The organism is Stutzerimonas chloritidismutans (assembly GCF_038562055.1).
GTDB lineage: Bacteria > Pseudomonadota > Gammaproteobacteria > Pseudomonadales > Pseudomonadaceae > Stutzerimonas > Stutzerimonas chloritidismutans_A.
Map to the genome: position 1 here is coordinate 1 of NZ_JBCFXD010000017.1, position 21,243 is coordinate 21,243.

General features: G+C 62.9%; 19 protein-coding genes. 15 read left to right on the top strand and 4 right to left on the bottom strand.

Annotation, left to right across the window (positions count from 1 at the left end):
* Nucleotides 1–13: 13 nt before the first annotated feature.
* The 3 genes from AAGW23_RS19445 to AAGW23_RS19455 form a co-directional block, all read right to left on the bottom strand.
* The gene (locus AAGW23_RS19445) at nt 14–730 is read right to left on the bottom strand and encodes a 3'-5' exonuclease (RefSeq protein ID WP_342407939.1); all 717 of its coding nucleotides are present in this window, start codon (nt 728–730) and stop codon (nt 14–16) included.
* Nucleotides 727–2,619 (bottom strand): DUF294 nucleotidyltransferase-like domain-containing protein, encoded by a 1,893-nt coding sequence (locus AAGW23_RS19450; protein ID WP_200638387.1) that lies wholly within the window; start codon nt 2,617–2,619, stop codon nt 727–729. The genes AAGW23_RS19445 and AAGW23_RS19450 overlap by 4 nt, the downstream gene beginning before the upstream one ends.
* 172 nt (nt 2,620–2,791) lie before the next feature.
* Complete coding sequence (locus AAGW23_RS19455) at nt 2,792–3,193, bottom strand: DUF488 domain-containing protein (RefSeq protein ID WP_342407940.1); 402 nt, start codon at nt 3,191–3,193, stop codon at nt 2,792–2,794.
* Between the two features lie 192 nt (nt 3,194–3,385).
* Between AAGW23_RS19455 and AAGW23_RS19460 the strand changes: the two genes are divergently transcribed.
* The 15 genes from AAGW23_RS19460 (at nt 3,386) to AAGW23_RS19530 (ending at nt 20,285) form a co-directional block, all read left to right on the top strand.
* Complete coding sequence (locus AAGW23_RS19460; RefSeq protein ID WP_200638391.1) at nt 3,386–3,739, top strand: hypothetical protein; 354 nt, start codon at nt 3,386–3,388, stop codon at nt 3,737–3,739.
* A 56-nt stretch (nt 3,740–3,795) separates the two neighbouring features.
* Nucleotides 3,796–4,236 (top strand): CopD family copper resistance protein, encoded by a 441-nt coding sequence (locus AAGW23_RS19465; RefSeq protein ID WP_200638393.1) that lies wholly within the window; start codon nt 3,796–3,798, stop codon nt 4,234–4,236.
* Nucleotides 4,237–4,406: 170 nt separating this feature from the next.
* Nucleotides 4,407–5,663: an acyl-CoA dehydrogenase family protein gene (locus AAGW23_RS19470; RefSeq protein ID WP_342407941.1), complete on the top strand. Its 1,257-nt coding sequence runs from the start codon at nt 4,407–4,409 to the stop codon at nt 5,661–5,663.
* 304 nt (nt 5,664–5,967) lie between these two features.
* Nucleotides 5,968–8,181 (top strand): transcriptional regulator NosR, encoded by a 2,214-nt coding sequence (gene nosR, locus AAGW23_RS19475; protein ID WP_342407942.1) that lies wholly within the window; start codon nt 5,968–5,970, stop codon nt 8,179–8,181.
* 30 nt (nt 8,182–8,211) lie between these two features.
* Nucleotides 8,212–10,113 (top strand): TAT-dependent nitrous-oxide reductase, encoded by a 1,902-nt coding sequence (gene nosZ, locus AAGW23_RS19480; RefSeq protein ID WP_342407943.1) that lies wholly within the window; start codon nt 8,212–8,214, stop codon nt 10,111–10,113.
* A 65-nt stretch (nt 10,114–10,178) separates the two neighbouring features.
* Nucleotides 10,179–11,486 carry a nitrous oxide reductase family maturation protein NosD gene (locus AAGW23_RS19485; protein ID WP_342407944.1) on the top strand — a complete coding sequence of 436 codons (1,308 nt, stop codon included), beginning with the start codon at nt 10,179–10,181 and terminating at the stop codon, nt 11,484–11,486.
* Nucleotides 11,483–12,409, top strand: a complete 927-nt coding sequence (locus tag AAGW23_RS19490; RefSeq protein ID WP_342407945.1) for an ABC transporter ATP-binding protein — start codon at nt 11,483–11,485, stop codon at nt 12,407–12,409. Before AAGW23_RS19485 ends, AAGW23_RS19490 begins: the two co-directional genes overlap by 4 nt.
* Nucleotides 12,406–13,233, top strand: a complete 828-nt coding sequence (locus AAGW23_RS19495) for an ABC transporter permease (RefSeq protein WP_342407946.1) — start codon at nt 12,406–12,408, stop codon at nt 13,231–13,233. The genes AAGW23_RS19490 and AAGW23_RS19495 overlap by 4 nt, the downstream gene beginning before the upstream one ends.
* A gap of 23 nt (nt 13,234–13,256) precedes the next feature.
* Nucleotides 13,257–13,808, top strand: coding sequence for a nitrous oxide reductase accessory protein NosL (locus AAGW23_RS19500; RefSeq protein WP_342407947.1), 552 nt, complete (start codon nt 13,257–13,259; stop codon nt 13,806–13,808).
* 33 nt (nt 13,809–13,841) lie between these two features.
* Complete coding sequence (gene tatA, locus AAGW23_RS19505) at nt 13,842–14,024, top strand: twin-arginine translocase TatA/TatE family subunit (RefSeq protein ID WP_178114600.1); 183 nt, start codon at nt 13,842–13,844, stop codon at nt 14,022–14,024.
* 385 nt (nt 14,025–14,409) lie between these two features.
* Nucleotides 14,410–15,600 carry an NnrS family protein gene (locus tag AAGW23_RS19510; RefSeq protein ID WP_342407948.1) on the top strand — a complete coding sequence of 397 codons (1,191 nt, stop codon included), beginning with the start codon at nt 14,410–14,412 and terminating at the stop codon, nt 15,598–15,600.
* Nucleotides 15,601–15,706: 106 nt separating this feature from the next.
* Entirely contained in the window at nt 15,707–16,450 is a 744-nt protein-coding gene (locus AAGW23_RS19515; RefSeq protein WP_342407949.1) for an SDR family oxidoreductase, read from the top strand.
* 16 nt (nt 16,451–16,466) lie between these two features.
* Nucleotides 16,467–17,588, top strand: a complete 1,122-nt coding sequence (locus tag AAGW23_RS19520) for a methyl-accepting chemotaxis protein (RefSeq protein WP_342407950.1) — start codon at nt 16,467–16,469, stop codon at nt 17,586–17,588.
* 284 nt (nt 17,589–17,872) lie between these two features.
* Nucleotides 17,873–19,012 (top strand): HPP family protein, encoded by a 1,140-nt coding sequence (locus AAGW23_RS19525; protein ID WP_342407951.1) that lies wholly within the window; start codon nt 17,873–17,875, stop codon nt 19,010–19,012.
* A 133-nt stretch (nt 19,013–19,145) separates the two neighbouring features.
* Nucleotides 19,146–20,285: an HPP family protein gene (locus AAGW23_RS19530; protein WP_342407952.1), complete on the top strand. Its 1,140-nt coding sequence runs from the start codon at nt 19,146–19,148 to the stop codon at nt 20,283–20,285.
* 37 nt (nt 20,286–20,322) lie between these two features.
* On the opposite strand, the gene AAGW23_RS19535 is transcribed toward AAGW23_RS19530, so the two are convergent.
* On the bottom strand, nt 20,323–21,183 hold the full coding sequence (locus AAGW23_RS19535) for a LysR family transcriptional regulator (RefSeq protein WP_342407953.1): 861 nt from the start codon (nt 21,181–21,183) through the stop codon (nt 20,323–20,325).
* Between the last annotated feature and the right edge of the window lie 60 nt (nt 21,184–21,243).

A 21,243-nucleotide genomic window follows, 5' to 3' on the forward strand; every position in this document is an offset into this window, starting at 1 on the left:
CCCCCCCCCCTTTTCAGTTCCAAAGATCGCCTATCGCCGTGGTCGGTGGGTAATGAAGGGCCGACTGCGCCTGCAACAGCTCGGCGGTAGCCAGGGCATCGGTCAGGGCATGGTGGGCCTGGTACAGCGGTAGGTTATAGCGCAGGCGGCTGTCGGCCAGACGGATCGATACAGGCCGCTTCGTGCTGAGCACGCGGCGCAGCCAGCCACGTCGGCGCGGATGCAGTCGTGCTTCCAGCTGCATCGTATCGATCACCGGAAACTGCAGGCCTTCGCCGAGCAAGTGGCGCACTGCCTGGTCGAGAAAACGCCGTTCGATGCTGCGGTAATGCACCACCATGATTCTGCCAGCCATCTTCTCGAGCAGTTCGTCGAGCACGTGGGCCAGCCTCGGTGCGTCGCTGACATCCGAGTGCGTGATGTGGTGAAAGGTAATTGACTGACTGCTCAGCTCACAGACCGGTTTGACGACCCAGTAGCTGGCCTCGCGGCAGCATATTCGGTGCAGGTCGAAAGGCATCAAGCCAAGGCTGACGATTGAGTCGCGCTGGCTGTCCAGTCCAGTGGTTTCGACGTCCAGGGCGAGCAGCGGCACCTGCTCCAGTGGCGTGTCGGCACTGACGGTGCCTGCCTCATAGAAGCGCACCAGGCGCGGGTCGCTGGCCGTCCGCGCGAGCTCGGCAAATACGGCCGGCCAGTCCGGCGCCGTGCGGGATCCGCTACGTTTCATAGCGGCCTGCTTGGAAGCTGGCCCGGGTAGCGGAAGCGCAGAAATTGCTGCGCATTGCTGAGCACCTGGAAGGCCGACTTGAGGTTGTGTCGCTCGTTGGCGGAGATCTGTTCCGGTTCTATGTAGTTATCCGGTTCGCGCCCCTCCAGCAAATCCATGGCCTGATGGCGAATGCGCACAATGGAGAGGAATTCCAAGGCATTGCGCAGCTGGGTGATGGCGTCTTCGGTCAACAGTTTGGTGGCGGCGATGGCCTCCAGGCGCTCCTGGGAGTTTTGCGCCTTGGAGCCGACGGCCAGGGCGTGCACCCGGATCAGGTCGGTCAGCGGCGCGGTCCCACGCCCCTTGAGATTAATGATGTTGTTCTGCTGGCCATCCTTTTCCATCACGAAGGTGCGGAAAAACCCCAGCGGTGGCGTACGGTTGAGCGCGTTGCGTGCGAGGGCGGCGAGAAACAGCGGGTTGCTGCTAGCCTTTTGCGCGATCAGGTCCTTGAGGCTTTCCACGAGTCCGGCCTCTCCGTAGACGCTGCTGAGGTCGAAGAAAATCGAGCTGTTAAGCAGGGTTTCGGGATTGGGCTGCTCGATCCACTGGGTGAAGTAGCCCCTCCATACCCGCAGCGGTTGGCGCCACTTGGCATTGCTCGCCATGATGCCGCCTTTGCAGTAGCTGTAGCCGCAGGCGGCCAGGCCGTCGCTGACGAAGCTGGCCAGCTGCAGGAAATACTCGTCATGGATGCGCGGATCGAAACGGTTATCGAGGACCAGGGCGTTGTCCTGATCGGTGACGATCAGTTGCTCATCGCGTGCCATCGACCCTAACACCATGTAACAGTAGGGCACCGGCGGCGGCCCCAGCCGCTGTTCGGCCAGTTCCAGCAGGCGATGGGTAAGGCTGCGGCCGATGCCCGACATGGCGCTGCCGATCATGTGTGCGGTGGCTTCTTCGTTGACCATGCGCAGGAAGGTAGCGCGCAGGTCCGGCACTAGGCTCTGCAGCTCGGCGACAGACTGCTTGTTGAAGATGCTGTTGACCAGATACAGGCTGCTCTGCGATTCGTATTTGATGATGTCCGACAGGTTGATCACCCCGACCGGGCGCTGGCGATACATCACCGGCAGGTGATGGATGTTGTTGCGCAGCATGCTGAGCATGGCCTCGAACACCGAGTCGTCGGCCTGGATGGTGATCGGATTGGGTGACATCACCTGGTCGACCGGCGTATCCAGCGGTAGCCCTTCGGCCAACACCCGCGTGCGCAGGTCACGGTCGGTGGTGATGCCGGTCATGACTTGGAGGCTGGATGCCTCGGCTGGGTTTGGCGACGGGCCGAGGATCACCAGCGACGAGACGCCATGCTCGGTCATTACCTGTGCGGCCTCCTGCACGCTGGTGCCCAGCGGCACGCTGACGGTGCGCCGTGTGACCAGCTTGCGGACCTTGATCTTCATCAGCTCGCTGGCCTTGCCCTGCGGCTCTTCCACTTTCAGGCGCGACTGACCTTCAGCCTCGACAAAGTCGGCGAAGGCGTCATTGGCTTCGCAGAGTTGCTCGAACAACAGGCCAGGGATGAAGTAGATCAGGCTGTCTTCGATCGCCCGTGCCGGCAGGCGCACCTTGTGGCCGCGCAGCAGGCCGAACTGACCGAAGACTTCGCCCTCGGACAGGCGGTTGTACAGTTCGCCGTTGCGCCGGTAGACCTCCACGGCGCCGCTGCGGATGTAGTGCAGATCCGAGATCGTCTCGCCGTAGCGAAGAATGTCGCTGCCGGCCTTGAAATAGCCGACCTCGACCTGTCGGGCGATTTCGTCGAGCGTGTCGTCCGGCAGACCGTCGAAGGGGGCGAAGCGACTCAGATGGTCGCGTATTTCGAGCAGCTCGACCTGCATGCGGGGGCTCCTGGCGGCACGCTGTTGGTGCATTGAACCACATAGCCGTAGCGACCAGCGTCAGCGTGCACGGACACGCGTCGCAGGCAGGCAGTCGCATGTCGTTCGTTGCGTGTATCGCTGCCTGCCGAGGCCCCGGGCGCCCGATGACGCGCGACAGGCTTTCGGGCAATCAGGCCATCGGCTCGCCGGCATAGCAAGTGGGCGATGTGGGTGCGCCACGTCGCTCCAACTCATCTTCCAGCCACTCGGCGAGCACCTGCGCGTTGTTGTGCTGTTCATCGCGCGCGGCGTAGACCGGCGTCAGTGGGCCTCTGGCCGCGATGTCCAACAGCGGCCACCAGTGCTCCGGGTGGCTCGCCAGTTCCCGCCGGTACGCTTCCCGAAAACTCTCGAAGGTCAGTTCGCCAGCCTTGAAGGCGCGCCTCAGTTCATTCGAGGGCGCCAGCGTCTTGCACCAGTCATCCAGCGCCAGCGTTTCCTTGCGCCGGTTGCGTGGCCATAGGCGATCGACCAGCACCCGATGGCCGTCATCAGGTGCAGGTGGCTCATAGGCGCGTTTACAGTGGATCACTCGGTCGGCCTGCTTGATAAGGGGTATCTGAGCATGTGGTTAAAAGCACCTAACATAATGGTTTTTAGTACCCGTCAAGACAGGGTAAAAAATACTAACAGCTAGTTAACTAATTGAATCCAGAGGCTTTTAAAAGCGGCACGATTCATGACTGTGTAAAGAGGAACGACACAACACATAACGGAGCATTGCATGAAAAATCTAGTCGCTTTGGTTACCTGCGCAACTCTGCTGGTCAGCTCGCTGGCTGTCGCCGATGAGGTGGTGTCGGCGCATGAGGACCGCGTTGTCGGTGGTGGTTTCGGTGGGCTCAGCGGCTTCATGCTGGGAGCAGCTGCTGGCGGACCCATCGGTGCGCTGATCGGTGGTGGCCTGGGCTACCTGGCCGGGCAGGGTGTGCAGGCGGCGGCCGGGCTGGAGCAAACCCTGTATGTGATCGAGAAGGACGATGGCAGTCGGTCGCGGCTGCGGACATCGAACAACGGCCTGCTCGCCGGACAGCAGGTGCAACGCGAGGGCGGCGACCTGACGGCACTGAATCGCTAGCCTGTTCTGCCGGTGGCTTTGCTAGGCTGGCCGGCATCAAAACCGAAGGAACCGTGATGAGCTATTCCCTGCTGCATGTCATCCATCTGCTGGCGGCCATTTTCTTCATCGGCACCTTGTTCGTCGAGGTCGCGGTGCTCAGCCGCGTGCGTCAGCAGATCGAGCCGGAGCTGATGCAGAAGGTCGACAAGGCGGTCGGCGCACGTCTGCGGGTGGTGCTGCACTGGGTCGTGCTGTTTGTTTACGGTGCCGGTATCGGTCTGGCCTGGTATCACCGCCAGGTGTTGGCCGACCCCTTCGCCAGCAGCTTCGCGACCTTGCTGTCGCTGAAGATCCTGCTGGCGGTGGGTGTCTTTTTCACCTTTGGCATGGTCGCCATGCTATTGCGCAGCGGGCGCATGACGCCGGCTCGCTATCGGCGCATCCACTGGGCGATCTTCGCGCAGATGATAGGCATCGTGCTGCTGGCCAAAGGGATGTTCTACCTGCATTGGTAAGAGTGGCCCTAGTGCATCGGCGCCTGGCAGACGATGACCTCGGTCAATGCCGCCGCGCTATCAGTCAGCGTGATTGCCGGCTGATTCAGCCGCTTTAGGCTCGTTCTTTTTCCAACTAACCGCGCCTATGGTGATTGCATTCCTGACCCGTCAGATCGCCGAGGTATCCGATGCATTTCGCCTATAGCCCACGTGTCGAAGCGCTGCGTCAGCAGCTTCTCGCGTTCATGGATCAATACATCGTGCCGCGTATCGGCGCCTGGCATATGGAGGTCGCGGCCGGCGCTTACCCCGTCTCTTTCATGGAGGATCTGAAGGCGCTGGCGCGCTCGGAAGGACTGTGGAACCTATTCCTGCCTTCGCTCGGCGAGGACGAGCCGGGCGTGGGACTGAGCAATCTGGAATACGCGCCACTGGCCGAGATGATGGGTCGCGTGCATTGGGCCTCGGAGGTGTTCAACTGCAACGCGCCGGACACCGGGAATATGGAGCTGCTGCACATGTTCGCCACGCCGGAGCAGCGCGAGCGTTGGCTGAAGCCCTTGCTTGATGGCGAGATCCGCTCTGCCTTCGCCATGACCGAGCCGGACGTGCCGTCCTCCGATGCCACCAACATCCAGACGCTGATCCGCCGTGATGGCGACGACTACGTGATCAATGGACGCAAGTGGTTCATCACCAACGCCTCGCATCCCAACTGCAAGCTGCTGATCGTCATGGGCAAGACCGAACCGGATGCGCAGACCCATCAGCAGCAGAGCATGATTCTGGTGCCGTTCAACACGCAGGGCGTCGAGCTGGTGCGCAACATCCCGGTGATGAATCACCTGGCGCCGGAAGGCCACAGCGAACTGGTCCTGCGCAACGTGCGAGTGCCGGCAAGCAATCTGCTGGGCAAGGAAGGCGAGGGGTTCATGATGGCTCAGGCGCGCCTCGGACCGGGGCGTATTCATCACTGCATGCGCTCGATCGGCATGGCCGAGCTGGCGCTGGAACTGATGGTCGAGCGCTGTCAGGAGCGCAAGGCGTTCGGCAAGTATCTGCAGCAGTACTCGAATATCGGCGACTGGATCGCCGAGTCGCGCATCGAGATCGAACAGGCGCGTTTGCTGGTCTTGAAAACCGCGTGGATGATCGACGAGGTCGGCGCCAAGGCGGCGCGAAAGGAGATCTCGATGATCAAGGCACTGGTGCCGAGAATGCTGACCAACGTTACCGACCGCGCCATGCAGGTCTACGGCGCGATGGGCCTGACGCCGGACACGCCGCTGGCGGATATGTGGACTGGTGGCCGGGCGTTGCGCTTCGCCGACGGCCCTGATCAGGTGCATCTGCGCAGCATCGCCAAGATGGAGTTCAAGGCCAGTGAGGCCAAGCGTGGTGCGACGGCCGCCTACCTGACACCGCCTGGGCGTCACAACGCCTGAGTCATCTGGGCCGTGGAGGAGTACCTCCCGGTCCGCTCTCCGCCTGTCGCGCGCAATTGCCGGCTGGTCTGTCCCATCCGGCGGCTAGCCCGCGCAATCGCGGCCTACCTGCCCGCGTTGTATTCCTGCTGTTCGCCCTGATCGGCCAAGTCTTCCTGAGCACAATCCCGCCCTGATCGGAGCCCATGTCATTGACGTGGCTCATTGCAATCATGCCTGCCGGTCAATCTTGATAGCCGTCAAGGAGAGGGTGGGGGCCGCTGCCTACCATCGGCTCACATTCGCAACATCAAGCAGGTCGCTCATGAAGTCCCTTCTCTCTTTCGCTGCTGGCACCAGAGGCGCATGGGGGCTCGGCTTTGCTCTGCTGCTGGCGCTGATGCTCAGTGCGTTCACCCAGGCCAAGGACTACGAGGTCGAGCAACAGCGCATCGAGCAGTTCTTTCCAGGCGCCGAGGCTTCAGCGGCCGAAGGTGATTACCAGGTCCGCACCCTTACCAAGGGCGGCGAGGTGCAGGGCTATGCGTTTCAGACCCTTAACGTGGTCGATATCCCGGCCTATTCTGGCAAGCCCATCAACCTGCAGGTGCTGCTCGATCCGCAGGGTGTGATCGTCGATGCCTACGTGCTCGAGCACCATGAGCCGATCCTGCTGGTCGGCATTCCGATTGAAAAACTCCACGCCTTCACAGCCAAGTACGAGGGGATCAAGGTCGATCAGCGGGTCGTGGTCGGCCATTCCAGCGACGAGAAGGCGGTCACCATCGATGCGGTCACCGGCGCCACCGTCACGGTCATGGTGGTCAATGAAATCGTCATGCGCGCAGCCCACGACGTGGCCGTGTCGCTCGGGCTGGTGGAAGAGAAGGCCGGTGCGACGCAAAAGCCGGCCACCGTCCGTGAAGACTATTACGAGCCCGCCAACTGGAGCGAGCTGACCGGCAATGGCGCGATTCGCCGCCTGCACCTGACCAAGGGCGACATCGATCAGGCGTTCAAAGGCACCGAGGCCGAAGGCATCGACGAGGCCGCAGCGGAGGAGGTCGGCGAGACTTTCATCGACCTCTACGCCACGCACCTGAACCCGCCCACCATCGGTCGGGCCCTGCTCGGCGACGCTCACTACGCCGACCTGAAGGGGGAACTCAAGCCAGGCGAGCACGCCGTCGCGGTCATGGCCAGTGGTGAGTACTCGTTCAAGGGCTCGGGCTATGTGCGGGGCGGGATCTTCGATCGGGTGCAGCTGCGCCAGTTCGGCAACGTGATCAGCTTCCGCGACATGGACTTTCAGCGCCTCGACGACGTGTACGCCGAAGGCATGCCGGATTTCAGCGAAATGGCGGTGTTCATCGTCCGTGAGCATGCGGCGTTCGATCCCGGCTCGCCCTGGACGCTGGAGCTGCTGGTGCGCCGCCAGACCGGCCCGATCAGTGGCATGTTCACCAGCTTCGAACTGCCCTACCAGATGCCTGAGCAGTACATCGATCGCCCGCAGCCGACTGCCGAAGAACTGGCGGCAGCCGAGGAGGCCAACCGGCCGATGTGGGTCAACATCTGGTATCAGCAGAGCTTCCAGATTGGCGTGATCCTGGCCGCGCTGCTCCTGCTGACCGTCATTCTGTTCATGCAGGACAAGCTCACCCAGCACCCCAGCTTCCTGAAGAAGCTGCGCCACGGCTACCTGATCTTCACCGTGGTGTTTATCGGCTGGTATGCCCTGGGCCAGCTGTCGGTGGTCAACGTGCTGACCTTCGTGCATGCCCTGGTGCAGGACTTCCGCTGGGAGCTGTTCCTTACCGATCCGGTGATCTTCATCCTCTGGGTGTTTACCGCCGCCAGCATTCTGCTCTGGGGGCGCGGGGTCTTCTGCGGCTGGCTGTGCCCCTTCGGTGCGTTGCAGGAGTTGATCAACGAGGCCGCGCGCAAACTCAAGATCCGTCAGTACGAGGTGCCCTTCGCGGTACATGAGCGGCTCTGGGCAATCAAGTACATCGTGCTGCTGGTGCTGTTCGGCATCTCGCTGGAGTCGATGACGATGGCCGAGCAGGCCGCCGAAGTGGAGCCGTTCAAGACAGCCATCACCCTCAAGTTCGACCGCCAATGGTGGTTCGTCGCCTACGCCGTGGCCCTGCTGGCGATCAACATCTTCACCCGCAAGGTGTACTGCCGCTACGTCTGCCCGCTGGGTGCGGGTCTGGCGATCACTGGCCGCTTCCGCCTGTTCGACTGGCTCAAGCGGCGCAAGGAGTGTGGCAACCCCTGTCAGGTCTGCGTCAACGAATGTGAAGTCCAGGCGATTCATCCGGACGGGCACATCAATCACAACGAGTGCCACTACTGCCTCGATTGCCAGATGACCTATCACAACGAAAACAAGTGTCCGCCGCTGATCCTGAAGAACAAGCGCAGCAAGCGCGGCAAGAAAGCCCCGGCCGGCCCGACGCTGATCCCTGTAGTGCAAGTGGTAGACCCGCAGAGCGACACGCCTGATCGCGAGCGCTCGCAACCGATCGTTTGACCTGTCCGTACACGATAAGGAGCAAGACCCATGAGCGACAAGAGCAAGAACACCCCCGAAACGCTGGAAAAGAGTGGCCTGAGCCGCCGCGGTTTCCTAGGCGCCAGCGCGCTGACCGGCGCAGCTGTTGCAGCGACGGCCTTTGGCGGCGCCGTCATGAGCCGCGAAACCTGGGCCGCTGCGGTCAAGGACGCGCAGCAGAAGATCCACGTCGCGCCGGGCGAGCTGGACGACTATTACGGTTTCTGGAGCGGCGGCCACCAGGGTGAAGTGCGCGTTGTAGGCGTGCCCTCGATGCGTGAGCTGATGCGCATCCCGGTCTTCAACGTCGACTCCGCCACCGGCTGGGGTTTGACCAACGAAAGCCGCCACATCATGGGCGACAGCGCCAAGTTCCTGAACGGCGACTGCCACCACCCACACATCTCGATGACCGACGGCAAGTACGACGGCAAGTACCTGTTCATCAATGACAAGGCCAACAGCCGCGTTGCGCGTATCCGTCTGGACATCATGAAGTGCGACAAGATGCTGACCGTGCCGAACGTCCAGGCGATCCACGGCTTGCGTCTGCAGAAGGTGCCGCACACCAAGTACGTGTTCGCCAACGCCGAATTCGTCATTCCGCACCCCAACGACGGCAGCTCCTACGACCTGCAGGCCGAAAACGCCTACACCATGTTCAACGTCATCGACGCGGAAAAAATGGAGATGGCCTTCCAAGTCATCGTTGACGGCAACCTGGACAACACTGACGCCGACTACACCGGCAAGTACGCCGCCTCCACCTGCTACAACTCGGAGAAGGCCACCGACCTGGGCGGCATGATGCGCAACGAGCGCGACTGGGTGGTGGTGTACAACATTCCGCGCATCGAGGCGGCGATCAAGGCTGGCAAATTCAGCACCGTCGGCGACTCGAAAGTGCCCGTGGTCGACGGCCGCGCCGGTTCGGAATTCACCCGCTACATCCCGGTGCCGAAGAACCCGCACGGCTGCAACACCTCGTCCGACGGCAAGTACTTCATCGCGGCCGGCAAGCTGTCACCGACCGTCACCATGATCGAAATCGCCAAGCTCGATGACCTGTTCGACGGCAAGCTGAAGGACCCGCGCGACGTGGTCGCCGCCGAGCCTGAACTGGGCCTCGGCCCGCTGCACACCACCTTTGACGGTCGCGGCAACGCCTACACCACGCTGTTCATCGACAGCCAGGTGGTGAAGTGGAACATGGCCGACGCGGTGCGCGCCTACAACGGCGAAAAGGTCAACTACATCAAGCAGAAGCTCGACGTGCAGTACCAGCCGGGTCACCTGCATGCCTCGCTGACCGAAACCAGCGAAGCCGATGGCAAGTGGTTGGTCGCGCTGTGCAAGTTCTCCAAGGACCGTTTCCTGCCGACCGGCCCGCTGCACCCGGAAAACGACCAGCTGATCGATATCTCCGGTGAGGAAATGAAACTGGTGCACGACGGCCCGACCTACGCCGAGCCGCACGACTGCATCCTGGCGCGCCGGGACCAGATCAAGCCGCAGAAGATCTGGAAACGGGACGACCCGTTCTTCGCACCCACCGTGGAAATGGCGAAGAAGGACGGCATCAATCTGGAGACCGACAACAAGGTCATCCGCGACGGCAACAAGGTGCGCGTGTACATGACCTCGATGGCGCCCACCTACGGCCTGACCGAGTTCAACGTCAAGCAGGGCGACGAAGTCACCGTGACCATCACCAACATCGACCAGATCGAGGACGTGTCCCACGGGTTCGTCATGACCAACCACGGCGCGAGCATGGAAATCAGCCCGCAGCAGACCTCGTCCATCACCTTTACGGCCGACAAGCCCGGTCTGCATTGGTACTACTGCAGCTGGTTCTGCCACGCGCTGCACATGGAGATGGTCGGCCGCATGATGGTCGAGCCGGCGTAACGCAACCGGGCGGGAGCGATCGCCCCCGCCCTTCACCTGCCTGGAAGCTGAAGAGGAACAATGCTGTGCTCAGATCTCAGGCGATATCCACGTTTCAACCGCTGGCAGCGTTGCTGCTGGCACTGTTCTGCGGGGTGGCCGAGGCGGCTCCGCAACCCATTACGACCTTGCCGCTGGAGGCGGAAGAGGGCAACCGCTGGCGCCTGCCAGCCGGCGAATACACCGGCCAATTCATCATCGACCAGTCCATGAAGCTGCTCTGCGAGCCCGGCGCCGTATTGCAGGCGCAAGGCGAGGGTAACGGCTTGCTGATCGAGGCATCGGATGTCACGGTCGAGGGCTGCACGCTGCTCGACTGGGGACGTGACCTGACGGCGATGAACGCCGCCATCTTCGTCCAGCCAAAAGCGCAGCGTGTGGTGATCCGCGACAACCAGCTGCGCGGCGCAGGCTTTGGCGTCTGGGTCGACGGCTCGAAGGATGTGAGCCTGATCGGCAACAGGATCGAAGGCGACACGAGCACCCGTTCCCAGGACCGTGGCAACGGCATCCATCTCTACGCGGTAAGCGGCGCACGGATCATCGACAACCAGGTGCGCCATACCCGCGATGGCATTTACATCGACACCTCCAACGGCAACCACATCGAAGGCAACGTGCTGGAGGATCTGCGCTACGGCGTGCATTACATGTTTGCCAACGACAACAGCGTGATCGGCAATGTCACCCGCCGCACCCGCACCGGCTACGCGCTGATGCAAAGCCGCAAGCTCGAGGTCATCGGCAACCGCTCCGAGGGGGATGAGAACTACGGCATCCTGATGAACTACATCACCTACTCGACCATTCGCGACAATGTTGTCAGCGATGTGCGCAGCGGCTCGACCGGCGACAGCATGATCTCCGGCGCCGAGGGCAAGGCGCTGTTCATCTACAACTCGCTGTTCAACACCATCGAAGGCAACCGTTTCGAGAAGAGTGCCCTGGGCATCCACCTGACCGCCGGCTCGGAAGACAACCGCATCGCGGGCAACGCCTTCATCGGCAACCAGCAGCAGGTCAAGTACGTGGCGACCCGCACGCAGGAATGGTCCATCGACGGCCGTGGCAACTACTGGAGCGACTACCTCGGCTGGGACCGCAACAACGACGGCCTGGGCGACCTGGCCTACGAGCCCAACGACAACGTCGACCGCGTGCTGTGGCTCTACCCGCAGGTACGGCTGTTGATGAACAGCCCGAGCATCGAGGTGCTGCGCTGGGTGCAGCGTGCCTTCCCGGTGATCAAGTCACCCGGCGTGCAGGACAGCCACCCGCTGATGCAGCCGCCAACCGAACCATCGATAAGCAAAACGCAGGAGCCAACGCCATGAGCGCTGTAGAGATCCAGGGCGTGAACCAGCGTTACGGCAGCATGACCGTGCTGCATGACCTAGACCTGACGCTCGGCGAGGGCGAGGTGCTGGGCCTGTTCGGCCATAACGGCGCCGGCAAGACCACAAGCATGAAGCTGATCCTCGGCCTGCTCACGCCCAGCGAAGGGCAGGTGCGCGTGCTCGGTCGAGCGCCGCATGATCCCGAGGTCCGTCGCCAGCTGGGTTACCTGCCGGAAAACGTGACCTTCTATCCGCAGCTTAGCGGCCGCGAGACGCTACGCCACTTCGCCCGGCTGAAAGGCGCGTCGCTGGCGCAGGTGGACGAATTGCTGGAGCAGGTGGGCCTGGCCCACGCCGCCGAGCGGCGGGTCAAGACCTATTCCAAGGGCATGCGCCAACGCCTCGGTCTGGCCCAGGCGCTGCTCGGCGATCCGCGGCTGCTGCTGCTCGACGAGCCCACGGTGGGACTCGACCCCATCGCGACGGGCGACCTTTATCAGCTGATCGACCGCATGCGCCAACGCGGCACCAGCGTCATCCTCTGCTCGCATGTGCTGCCGGGCGTCGAGGCACATATCAATCGGGCGGCGATTCTCGCCAAGGGGCGGCTACAGGCGGTCGGCAGCCTGGCGCAGCTGCGCGTCGAGGCCGGGTTGCCGGTGCGGATTCGGGCCAGTGGTATCGGCGACAGCGCCGGCTGGTTGCAGCGTTGGGGAGACGCGGGCCATAGCGCGCGCTCGTTGGGTGAGCGCAGCGTCGAGGTATCAGCCATCAACGGTCACAAGCTGCCGCTGCTGCGCGAATTGCTGGGCGAAAGCGAGCCGGATGACATCGAGATTCACCAGCCATCGCTTGAAGACCTGTATCGCTACTACATGCAGCGCGCCGGTGACGTTCGCGCGGCGGAGGGCACGCTATGAACCAGATCTGGAACATCGCCCGCAAGGAATTCAGCGACGGTTTGCGCAACCGTTGGTTGCTGGCCATCAGCCTGCTGTTCGCGGTGTTGGCAGTGGGCATTGCCTGGCTGGGTGCCGCTGCGTCCGGGCAGTTGGGCTTCACCTCGATTCCGGCGACCATCGCCAGCCTGGCAAGCCTGGCAACCTTTCTGATGCCGCTGATCGCATTGCTGCTGGCCTACGACGCCATCGTCGGCGAGGACGAGGGCGGCACCCTGATGCTGTTGCTCACCTACCCGCTGGGGCGTGGACAGATCCTGCTGGGCAAGTTCGTCGGCCACGGCTTGATCCTGGCACTGGCAGTGTTGATCGGCTTCGGCTGCGCCATGCTGGCCATCGCCGCGCTGGTGGAAAATATCGAGATCGGTCTGCTGCTCTGGGCCTTCGGCCGCTTCATGATCTCCTCGACGCTGCTGGGCTGGGTGTTTCTCGCCCTGGCCTATGTGCTGAGCAGCAAGGTGGGCGAGAAGTCCAGCGCCGCCGGGCTGGCGCTTGGGGTGTGGTTTCTCTTCGTTCTGGTGTTCGATCTGGTGTTGCTGGCGCTGTTGGTGCTCAGCGAAGGCAAGTTCAACCCCGAGCTGTTGCCCTGGCTGCTGCTGTTCAACCCGGCCGATATCTACCGTTTGATCAATCTGTCCGGCTTCGAGGGCGGCAACGCCATGGGCGTGCTGGCGCTGGGTGGCGATCTGCCGCTGCCGGCCGCTGCGCTCTGGCTGTGCCTGTTGCTCTGGGTAGGTGTTTCTCTGCTGCTGGCCTACGGCGTGTTCCGCCGTCGTCCTGCATGACCATGAAAAAGGAAACTGTAACGATGAATGCGCTATACAGAGCGTCACGCGTACTGGTCACCGCTGCCTTGATGCTGGGCCTGGCCGCTTGCAACGAAGCCGAGCAGAGCGAGCAGCTGCTTGAACCCGTCGCCTTTCACAGCGGTGATGAATGCCATGTCTGTGGCATGGTGATCAGCGATTTCCCCGGGCCCAAGGGGCAGGCGGTGGAAAAGGGTGGGGTACGTAAATTCTGTTCCACCGCCGAGATGCTCGGCTGGTGGCTGCAACCGGAAAACCACATGCTCGATGCCAAGCTCTACGTTCACGACATGGGCCGCTCCACCTGGGAGCACCCTGACGACCAATACCTGATCGATGCCACCAGCGCCTACTATGTCGCGGGCACATCGCTCAAAGGCGCAATGGGCGTAGTGTTGGCCACCTTTGCCGAGGAGTCTGCGGCCAAGGGACTTGCGGCCATGCACGGCGGCCGAGTGCTGCGCTTCGAGGACATCGATCAGTCGGTGCTACAACAATCGTCCGGCATGCCTCACACCATGCCCGGCCATCAACAGGCTCACGCCGGTCACTAGACGGGCAACCAACAACTCGATGAGGTACTTGAAATGATGGGCATCAGCATCTGGCAACTTCTGATCGTTCTGCTGATCGTGGTCATGCTGTTCGGCACCAAGCGCCTGCGCGGCCTGGGCTCGGACCTGGGTGGCGCGATCAGCGGATTCCGCAAATCCATGAGCGACGGCGACAGCGCGGCATCGACCGAAACGGTCAAGCACGAGCCGAAGTAACGTCCCCCACGCACCACCGCTGCGTAGGGTGGATGTCGCCTTTTACATCCACCGCGACTCAGCTCAGTGGCTTGCTGGATCGCGGGGTCGGTTGATCGTTTACTCGGTGGATCGTTGATGCGTGATCCACCCTACGGCTGCTGGGCGTACGCACGATCCGAATCGCAAGTGCTGCGCGGCGGCGTTCCTGCGCCACTTCCTCAGTGCACTCGGACCTGCCGGCCGTCGCAGCCGGCCTCCCTCCCAAAAAAGATGATTGCAATCAAGTCTGCCAGAGCCCCCTAAGCTGTAAAAAGTAGGCCTGGCTCCGCAATTCGGAGCAGTCACCTTTCTGACCGGCAGGGCTTCTTCCTCCAGGCAGATACGAAAAGCTCAGGAGGCCTTTGTGCAAGTTATCGATCGGCGAAAAGCCTTGAGTATCCCGCCCGTGTGGCGGCTCGCCTTTCGCCCGTTTTTCCTCGCCGGCAGCCTCTTTGCGATGCTGGCAATTCCCTTGTGGATCGCGGCATGGACAGGCCTCTGGCCGGGCTTTCAGCCAACCGGCGGCTGGTTGTCCTGGCACCGTCACGAAATGCTGTTCGGTTTCGCCATGGCTATCGTCGCGGGGTTCCTGCTGACGGCGGGGCAGACCTGGACTGGCCAGCCTGGCGTATCCGGCAACAAGTTGATGGCGCTTGCCGTGGTCTGGCTGCTGGCCCGCCTCGGCTGGTTGTTCGGACTGCCCGTGGCCTTGCTGATCCCGCTGGATCTGCTGTTCATGCTGGGCGTCACCGGGCTGATGGCGCGCATGCTCTGGAAGGCCAGGCAGAAGCGCAACTACCCGATCATCGCCGTGCTCGGCCTGATGACCGCCGCCGATGTGCTGGTGCTCTGCGGCGTCGCGCTCGGCGATGACGCTTTGCAGCGCCAGGGCGTACTCGCCGGGCTATGGCTGGTGGCGGCGCTGATGGCGATCATCGGCGGACGGGTGATTCCCTTCTTCACTCAACGTGGTCTCGGCCGCACCGAAGCGGTCAAGCCCTGGCTCTGGCTGGACGTGGCGCTGCTGGTGGGGACCGGCCTGATTGCCGTGCTCTACGCCGTCGGCGTTGCGCTGCAGCCGCATGTCTGGCTCGGCGTGCTGTTTCTCGGCATCGCCGCCGGGCATTTGTTGAGGCTGGCGCGCTGGTATGACAGCGGCATCTGGCGCGTGCCGCTGCTGTGGTCGCTGCACCTGGCCATGCTCTGGCTGGTGGTAGCGGCAACCGGCCTGGCACTGTGGAATTTCGGCCTGCTGGACAGCTCCAGTTCGTCGCTGCATGCACTATCGGTCGGTTCCATGAGCGGCCTGATCCTGGCGATGATCGCTCGTGTCACGCTCGGTCATACCGGGCGGCCGTTGCAGTTGCCGCCTGGCATCGTGGGCGCCTTCGTGCTGTTCAACCTCGGTGCCGCTTCGCGGGTGTTTCTGATCACCGAATGGCCCGTGATCGGCCTGTGGACTGCCGCGATTTGCTGGGCCCTGGCGTTCGCCCTGTATGCCTGGCGCTATGCGCCGATGCTGGTGACTGCGCGGGTCGATGGCCATCCAGGCTAGACGCTGAATTAACCAGCTTACTCCACCACCCCTAGTGAAAACTGCTGCCTGCCCATTCCGGGACGGGCAGCCTGCGGCTCGGCGAGCGCCGGCATCGGAGATGATGATGAAAAATGAATTCAATGAGCGCCTGGCCGTGGTCACCGGTGCCAGCTCGGGTATTGGGCTGGCGCTGTGTACCGCACTGCTGCAGCGCGGTGCGCGCGTATTGGCCATGTCACGCACTCTGGGCGGCTTGGCCGAGCTGGTGGAAACCTACCCCGAGCACCTGCATTGGCACGCTGGCAACGTGACCTCCAAAGACGATCTTCAAGCACTGGCCCGTCGCGCGGCGGAGCTCGGTCCGGTCGACTATCTGGTGCCGAACGCGGGTATCGCCGAGTTGGGCGACAGCCTCGACGTGGCCTGCTTCGAGCGCCAGTGGGCCGTCAATGGCGCGGGTGCCTTGAACACCCTCGGTGCGTTACGTGCTGAACTGGCCAAGCCAGCATCAGTGGTGTTTATCGGCACCTTCCTGACCCGCAGCACCTTCCCGGGGCTGGCCGCTTATATCGCCAGCAAGGCCGCGCTGGTCGCCCATGCCCGCACCCTGGCGGTCGAGTTCGCACCGCTCAACGTGCGCATCAACGTGGTCTCTCCGGGGCCGACCGCCACCGCGATCTGGGGGACATTGGGTTTGGCCGAGGAACAGCTCGAGCAGGTCGCCGAAGGCGTCACGCAGCGCCTGCTGCCGGGGCATTTCCTCGAATCTGCCGCCGTCGCCAATGTCATCCTGTTCCAGTTGTCGCAGGGTGCGCGTGGCGTATACGGGCAGGACTGGGTGGTCGACAACGGCTACACACTCAACTGAATCCGCGAGGCAGCCGATGTTTTTCAAATGGAAACGAGCCGCTCGCGAGCTGCAGCAGGAGCGTGATCGGCTGCAGCGGACCTGCGTGGAGCAAGCTGCGCGTATCGCCGAGCTGGAGGCGCAGGTGGCCGCCGTCAGCGCCACCAACGCCGAGGGGCAACGGCACTTGGACTATTACCGCGGCGTGGCCGGCAATCTGGTTCGCTTCGGCCATTCGGTCGAGCATCTGGGTGACTCGTTCGAATACCTCACCGGCCAGCTCAGCGAAAACCGCACGCAAGCCGAGCAGGTCGCCAATGCCGCGCTGAGCAACCAGCAGCACTTCGGCGAACTACAGAGCAAGGCGGTCGACATGGAGAGCGGGCTTAATCAGGCATCGCAGCAGGTCGATGCCCTTGCCGCTCACTCGCAACAAATCAACGGCATCGTCGATCTCATCAGCGGCATTGCCAGCCAGACCAATTTACTTGCCCTCAACGCTGCCATCGAGGCGGCGCGGGCAGGTGATGCCGGTCGCGGCTTCGCCGTGGTCGCGGGGGAAATCCGCACCCTGGCGGAAAAGACCGCACTGGCCACCGCCGACATTGTGCAGAAAATTACCGAGGTGCAGGCCGAGATAGCCAGCGTTCACGCCTATATCCAGATGCAGGGCGGCCTGGCGCAAGGGTTCAGCCGCACCACCGAACTGGCCGTGGCGGCCATGCAGCACCTTCATCAGCTGGCCGGCAACATGCGCCATGGCATCGAGCGCTCCTCGTTCCGCGCTGGCATTGAATTGGCCAACCTCGATGAGCTGTCGCTGAAATTCGTCGTCTACAACCAGGTGCTCGGTTCGAGCAGTCAGAACGCGCCGGTTCTGCCCAGCGAGCGTGAGTGTCGCTTTGGCCGCTGGTACTACGGGGAGACCAACCGAGGCATGCACCGCCTGGCGCATTTCCAGCAGATCGAACGTCCGCACACGGCCGTCCATCAACAAGGCCTGCAGGCCATCGACGCGTTTCACCGGCAGGCGCTGGAGGACGCACTCTTGCATATGAGCGAAATGGAAGAGGCCAATCTCGAAGTTATGCGCATCGTTGCCGCACTGATCGGCGAGCACGAAAAAGAGCTGCGGCCGGCCATCAGCGAAGCGTGCTAGAAACTCCGGGCACGCCTCATTTGTGAATATCAACGGCCGGAGTGAGGCTGGTCGTGTCTGTTGCTGCTGGTCAGACACGCCTGATCGCAAGGTTGATAACAAAAATACTGCAGTGAAGCACCAATACTATTCATTGGTCTGGAGTCTGGGATGCACCGACAATGTGCGCCCGTTTCGGTCTGTGCCTCTATTCGTGGCGCGAGACCTCTTCTGATCGGCTGACGGCGGGCCATGCTCAACGCTTGGCTGTGGCGGCGATCGCAGACTCAACGCAAGCAGGAACCATGCAGGAACGCCTTCTAGACTGGTGTCGATCTTTTGCGCCCGTGCCTTTGTCGGCGCGTCCGGCTGAGTGGCTGCGTGCCGCAACGGGCATGGGTTTGGCTCTGCTGGTGATCATCCCTTTCAGCGCCTGGGTGTTCGGAATCGCGGTCACGCTGCCACTGGCCGCACCGGCGGCTGCGTCCGCGGTGCTGCTGTTCGCTGCCTCGTCGAGCCCCTTTGCCCAGCCATGGTCGGTAATCGGCGGCAACCTGCTGGCCGCTGCCATCGGTATCACCCTGGGCGCGAGCGCCTTGCCCGTGGCTGTGGCGGCTGGCCTGGCCGGAGCGCTGGCGATCATCTGCCTCTTCGGCTTGCGCTGCCTGCATCCGCCGGGTGCGGCACTGGCACTGGTGGCGGTGGTCGGCAGTCCAGAGCTGCATGCCTACGGATTCCAGCTGCTCTACCCGGTGGCGTTCAACTCGCTGCTGCTGGTGGTGGTGGCGCTGCTCTACAACAATCTCAGCGGACACGCCTACCCCAAGCCGCGACCGCAGAAGGTCAACGCGCATCACACCCGTGACCCGCTGCCCAGCGAGCGCATGAGCTTCAGTGATGACGACGTCGAGCAGGCGCTGGCCGAGTTTGGCGAATACGTCGACGTCACCCGTGATGATTTGGCCCAGCTGATCAAACAGACCGAAAAGCATGCGTTGCGGCGCAGCATGGGCGAGATAACCGCCGCCGATATCATGTCCCGCGATCTTTACTGGGGCACCCCGGACGGCTCCATTCAGCGGGCCTGGCAGAGCCTGCGCGAGCACCGCCTGCATTCGTTGCCGGTGGTCAAGGGCGACAGCCGTGAATTGCTAGGCATCGTCACGCTGGTCGACCTGCTCAAGCATCTGCGCTCGACGCCGGGGCGCCTGCGTCTCAGCCAGCTGAAGCGCTCAGATAGCGCTCGTTTGCGCTCGATCATGACTACGCCGGTGGTGACGGTTAACCCGGACACGCACATGGCTGACCTGGTGTTCCTGCTCTCCGACCGCGGTCTGCACTGCCTGCCGGTGGTCGACGCGGAGCACCGTCTGGTCGGCATGATTACCCAGACCGATCTGATCGCGGCGCTCTATCGGAACTGGTTGAAGCACCTGCCGGACTGAAGCGCCACGATCAGGGGATGAGGCCCGATTGACGGTCGTCATCAGCGTGCGCATCGCAGCCCGCGGCAGGAACTGCCGGAACCTGTGGCATAGTCGCAGTGCCTGAGTGCTATACCTCTTCCAAGCCGAGCCCATGCAAGACCCTTTGAACAACTGGCTGCGATCCTTCTTTCCGGTGCCATTGAGCGTGGGACCGAAGGAATGGCTGCGCGCGGTGATCGGCGTCGGGCTGGTGGTGCTGCCGATGGTTTCCGTCGGCCTCTGGCTGTTCGGCGGCCCGGTCACGCTGCACATCGTCGCGCCGGCGGGCGCCTCGGCGGTGATCCTGTTCAGTGCCTCATCGAGTCCCTTCGCCCAGCCCTGGTCGGTATTCGGTGGCAACCTCATTGCCGTGACCATTGGCGTTGCCCTGGGGGCGAGTGCCTTGCCCACTGTCGCGGCGGCGGTGCTGGCGGTGTGTCTGGCCATTGCCTGTCTGTTCCTGCTGCGCTGCATGCACCCGCCGAGCTGTGCGCTGGCGATGGTCGCCGCCATCGGTGGGCCGGGGATCAGCGAATTGGGTTATGGCCTGCTGCTACCGGTGGCCTTCAACTCGCTGCTGCTGATCGCCGCTGCGCTGGTCTACAACAACCTCACGCGTCATCCCTATCCCAAGCCTCGCGCTGCCAGTGGCGGCGAGCAGAGCGGCAGTGTCCCGCTGGGCGAGGAGCACATGAGCTTCACCAGCGATGACGTGGACCGCGCCCTGGAGGATTTCGGTGAGTATGTCGACGTCACCCGCGACGACCTGGTCGAGCTGATCAAACGCACCGAAACCCATGCCATCCGCCGCAGCATGGGCACGGTGGCCGCTGCCGACATCATGTGCCGTGAACTGCACTGGGTCGATTCCGCGGCGCGGATGCGTCAGGCCTGGGATGTCGTGCGTCGGCATCGGTTGCATTCGCTGGCCGTGCTTGAACCAGGCAGTGGCAAGCTGGTGGGCATTCTCACCCTGACCGATCTGCTGCAGCATTTCGAGCCCAGCCCCTCACGGCTCAATCTGCGGCGGCTGACGTTTGGTCGCGAAATGCGCGTGGAAGGGATCATGAGTGCGCCGGTAGTCTCCGTGCACGAGGATGCACATCTCGCCGATCTGGTCCATTTGCTGGCTGACCGCCGCATGTCCTGCCTGCCCGTCGTCGACGTCGAGCAGCGCCTGGTCGGCATGATCACCCAGAGTGATCTGGTCGCCGGGCTTTACCAGAACTGGATGAAGCGACTGAGCGACTGAACCGCCGTTGCGCCAGTGCCTTGCCGGATGCGTCCGGCTAGATTTCGTAATTCCAGCGCGACCAGTCGTACTCCTCCTCAGCAGCTTCTCGCAGCAGGTCAATGGCAAGCCGCAACGCCGGCGACTCGGCGGCGCGCGGGTACACCAGATAGACCGGATAGCTGAACTCTGGCGCTTGCTCGACCCGCTTGAGCAGGCCTTCATCGAGGTAGCGCTGGACCACCCGCGTGCGGAAATAGCCGCGACCGCCATGCTGTAGCAGGAACTGCAGCGCCAACGGGCCGAGACTGAAAGAGAGCGCGGCGCGGATGTGTTCAGGCAGCGCGCGATCATGCTGGCTACGAAACGCCGGCCCCCAGTCGACGTACAGGTAGGGGTCAGGGACGTAGCTGTGAACCACCTGAATCAGCTTTTCCTCGAGCAGCTGCTCGACCTGCAGCCCAGGCCAGTACTCGGGCTGATGCACCAGCGCCGCATCCAGCGCGCCGAGGCCTAGCTGCTTCTGCAATTCCTCGCCGCTGGCCACCTCGTTACGAAAGGCATGGTCGGGCATCATCTGGCGCAGCCGCTGGACCCAGGCCAGCATCAGTGGGTTGCACAGGCTGATCTCGGCGCCCAGCGACAGCAGCTTGTCGTAGCCGTGCGGCAGGGGCAGATCACGCCGGGCGGTTTCCCAGGTCTGTACCAGCTGGGTGGCATAGGTGACGAAACGCTCGCCATTGCTGGTCAAGCGCGCACCGGCGCGGTTACGCACGAACAGTCGGCAGCCAAGTTGCGTCTCCAGGCTGCGCACCCGTGCAGTGACCGCCGTCTGAGTAATGTGAAGCCGCTCGGCGGTGGCGATGAAGCTGCCAGTGCGGATGATCTCGAGAAAGGTGCGGGCGAGATCGATGTCCATGGGCAGCTCATATCAAAGGGGATGATATGAAAGCAGTTTGGTATGAAAAAGAACAGCGGT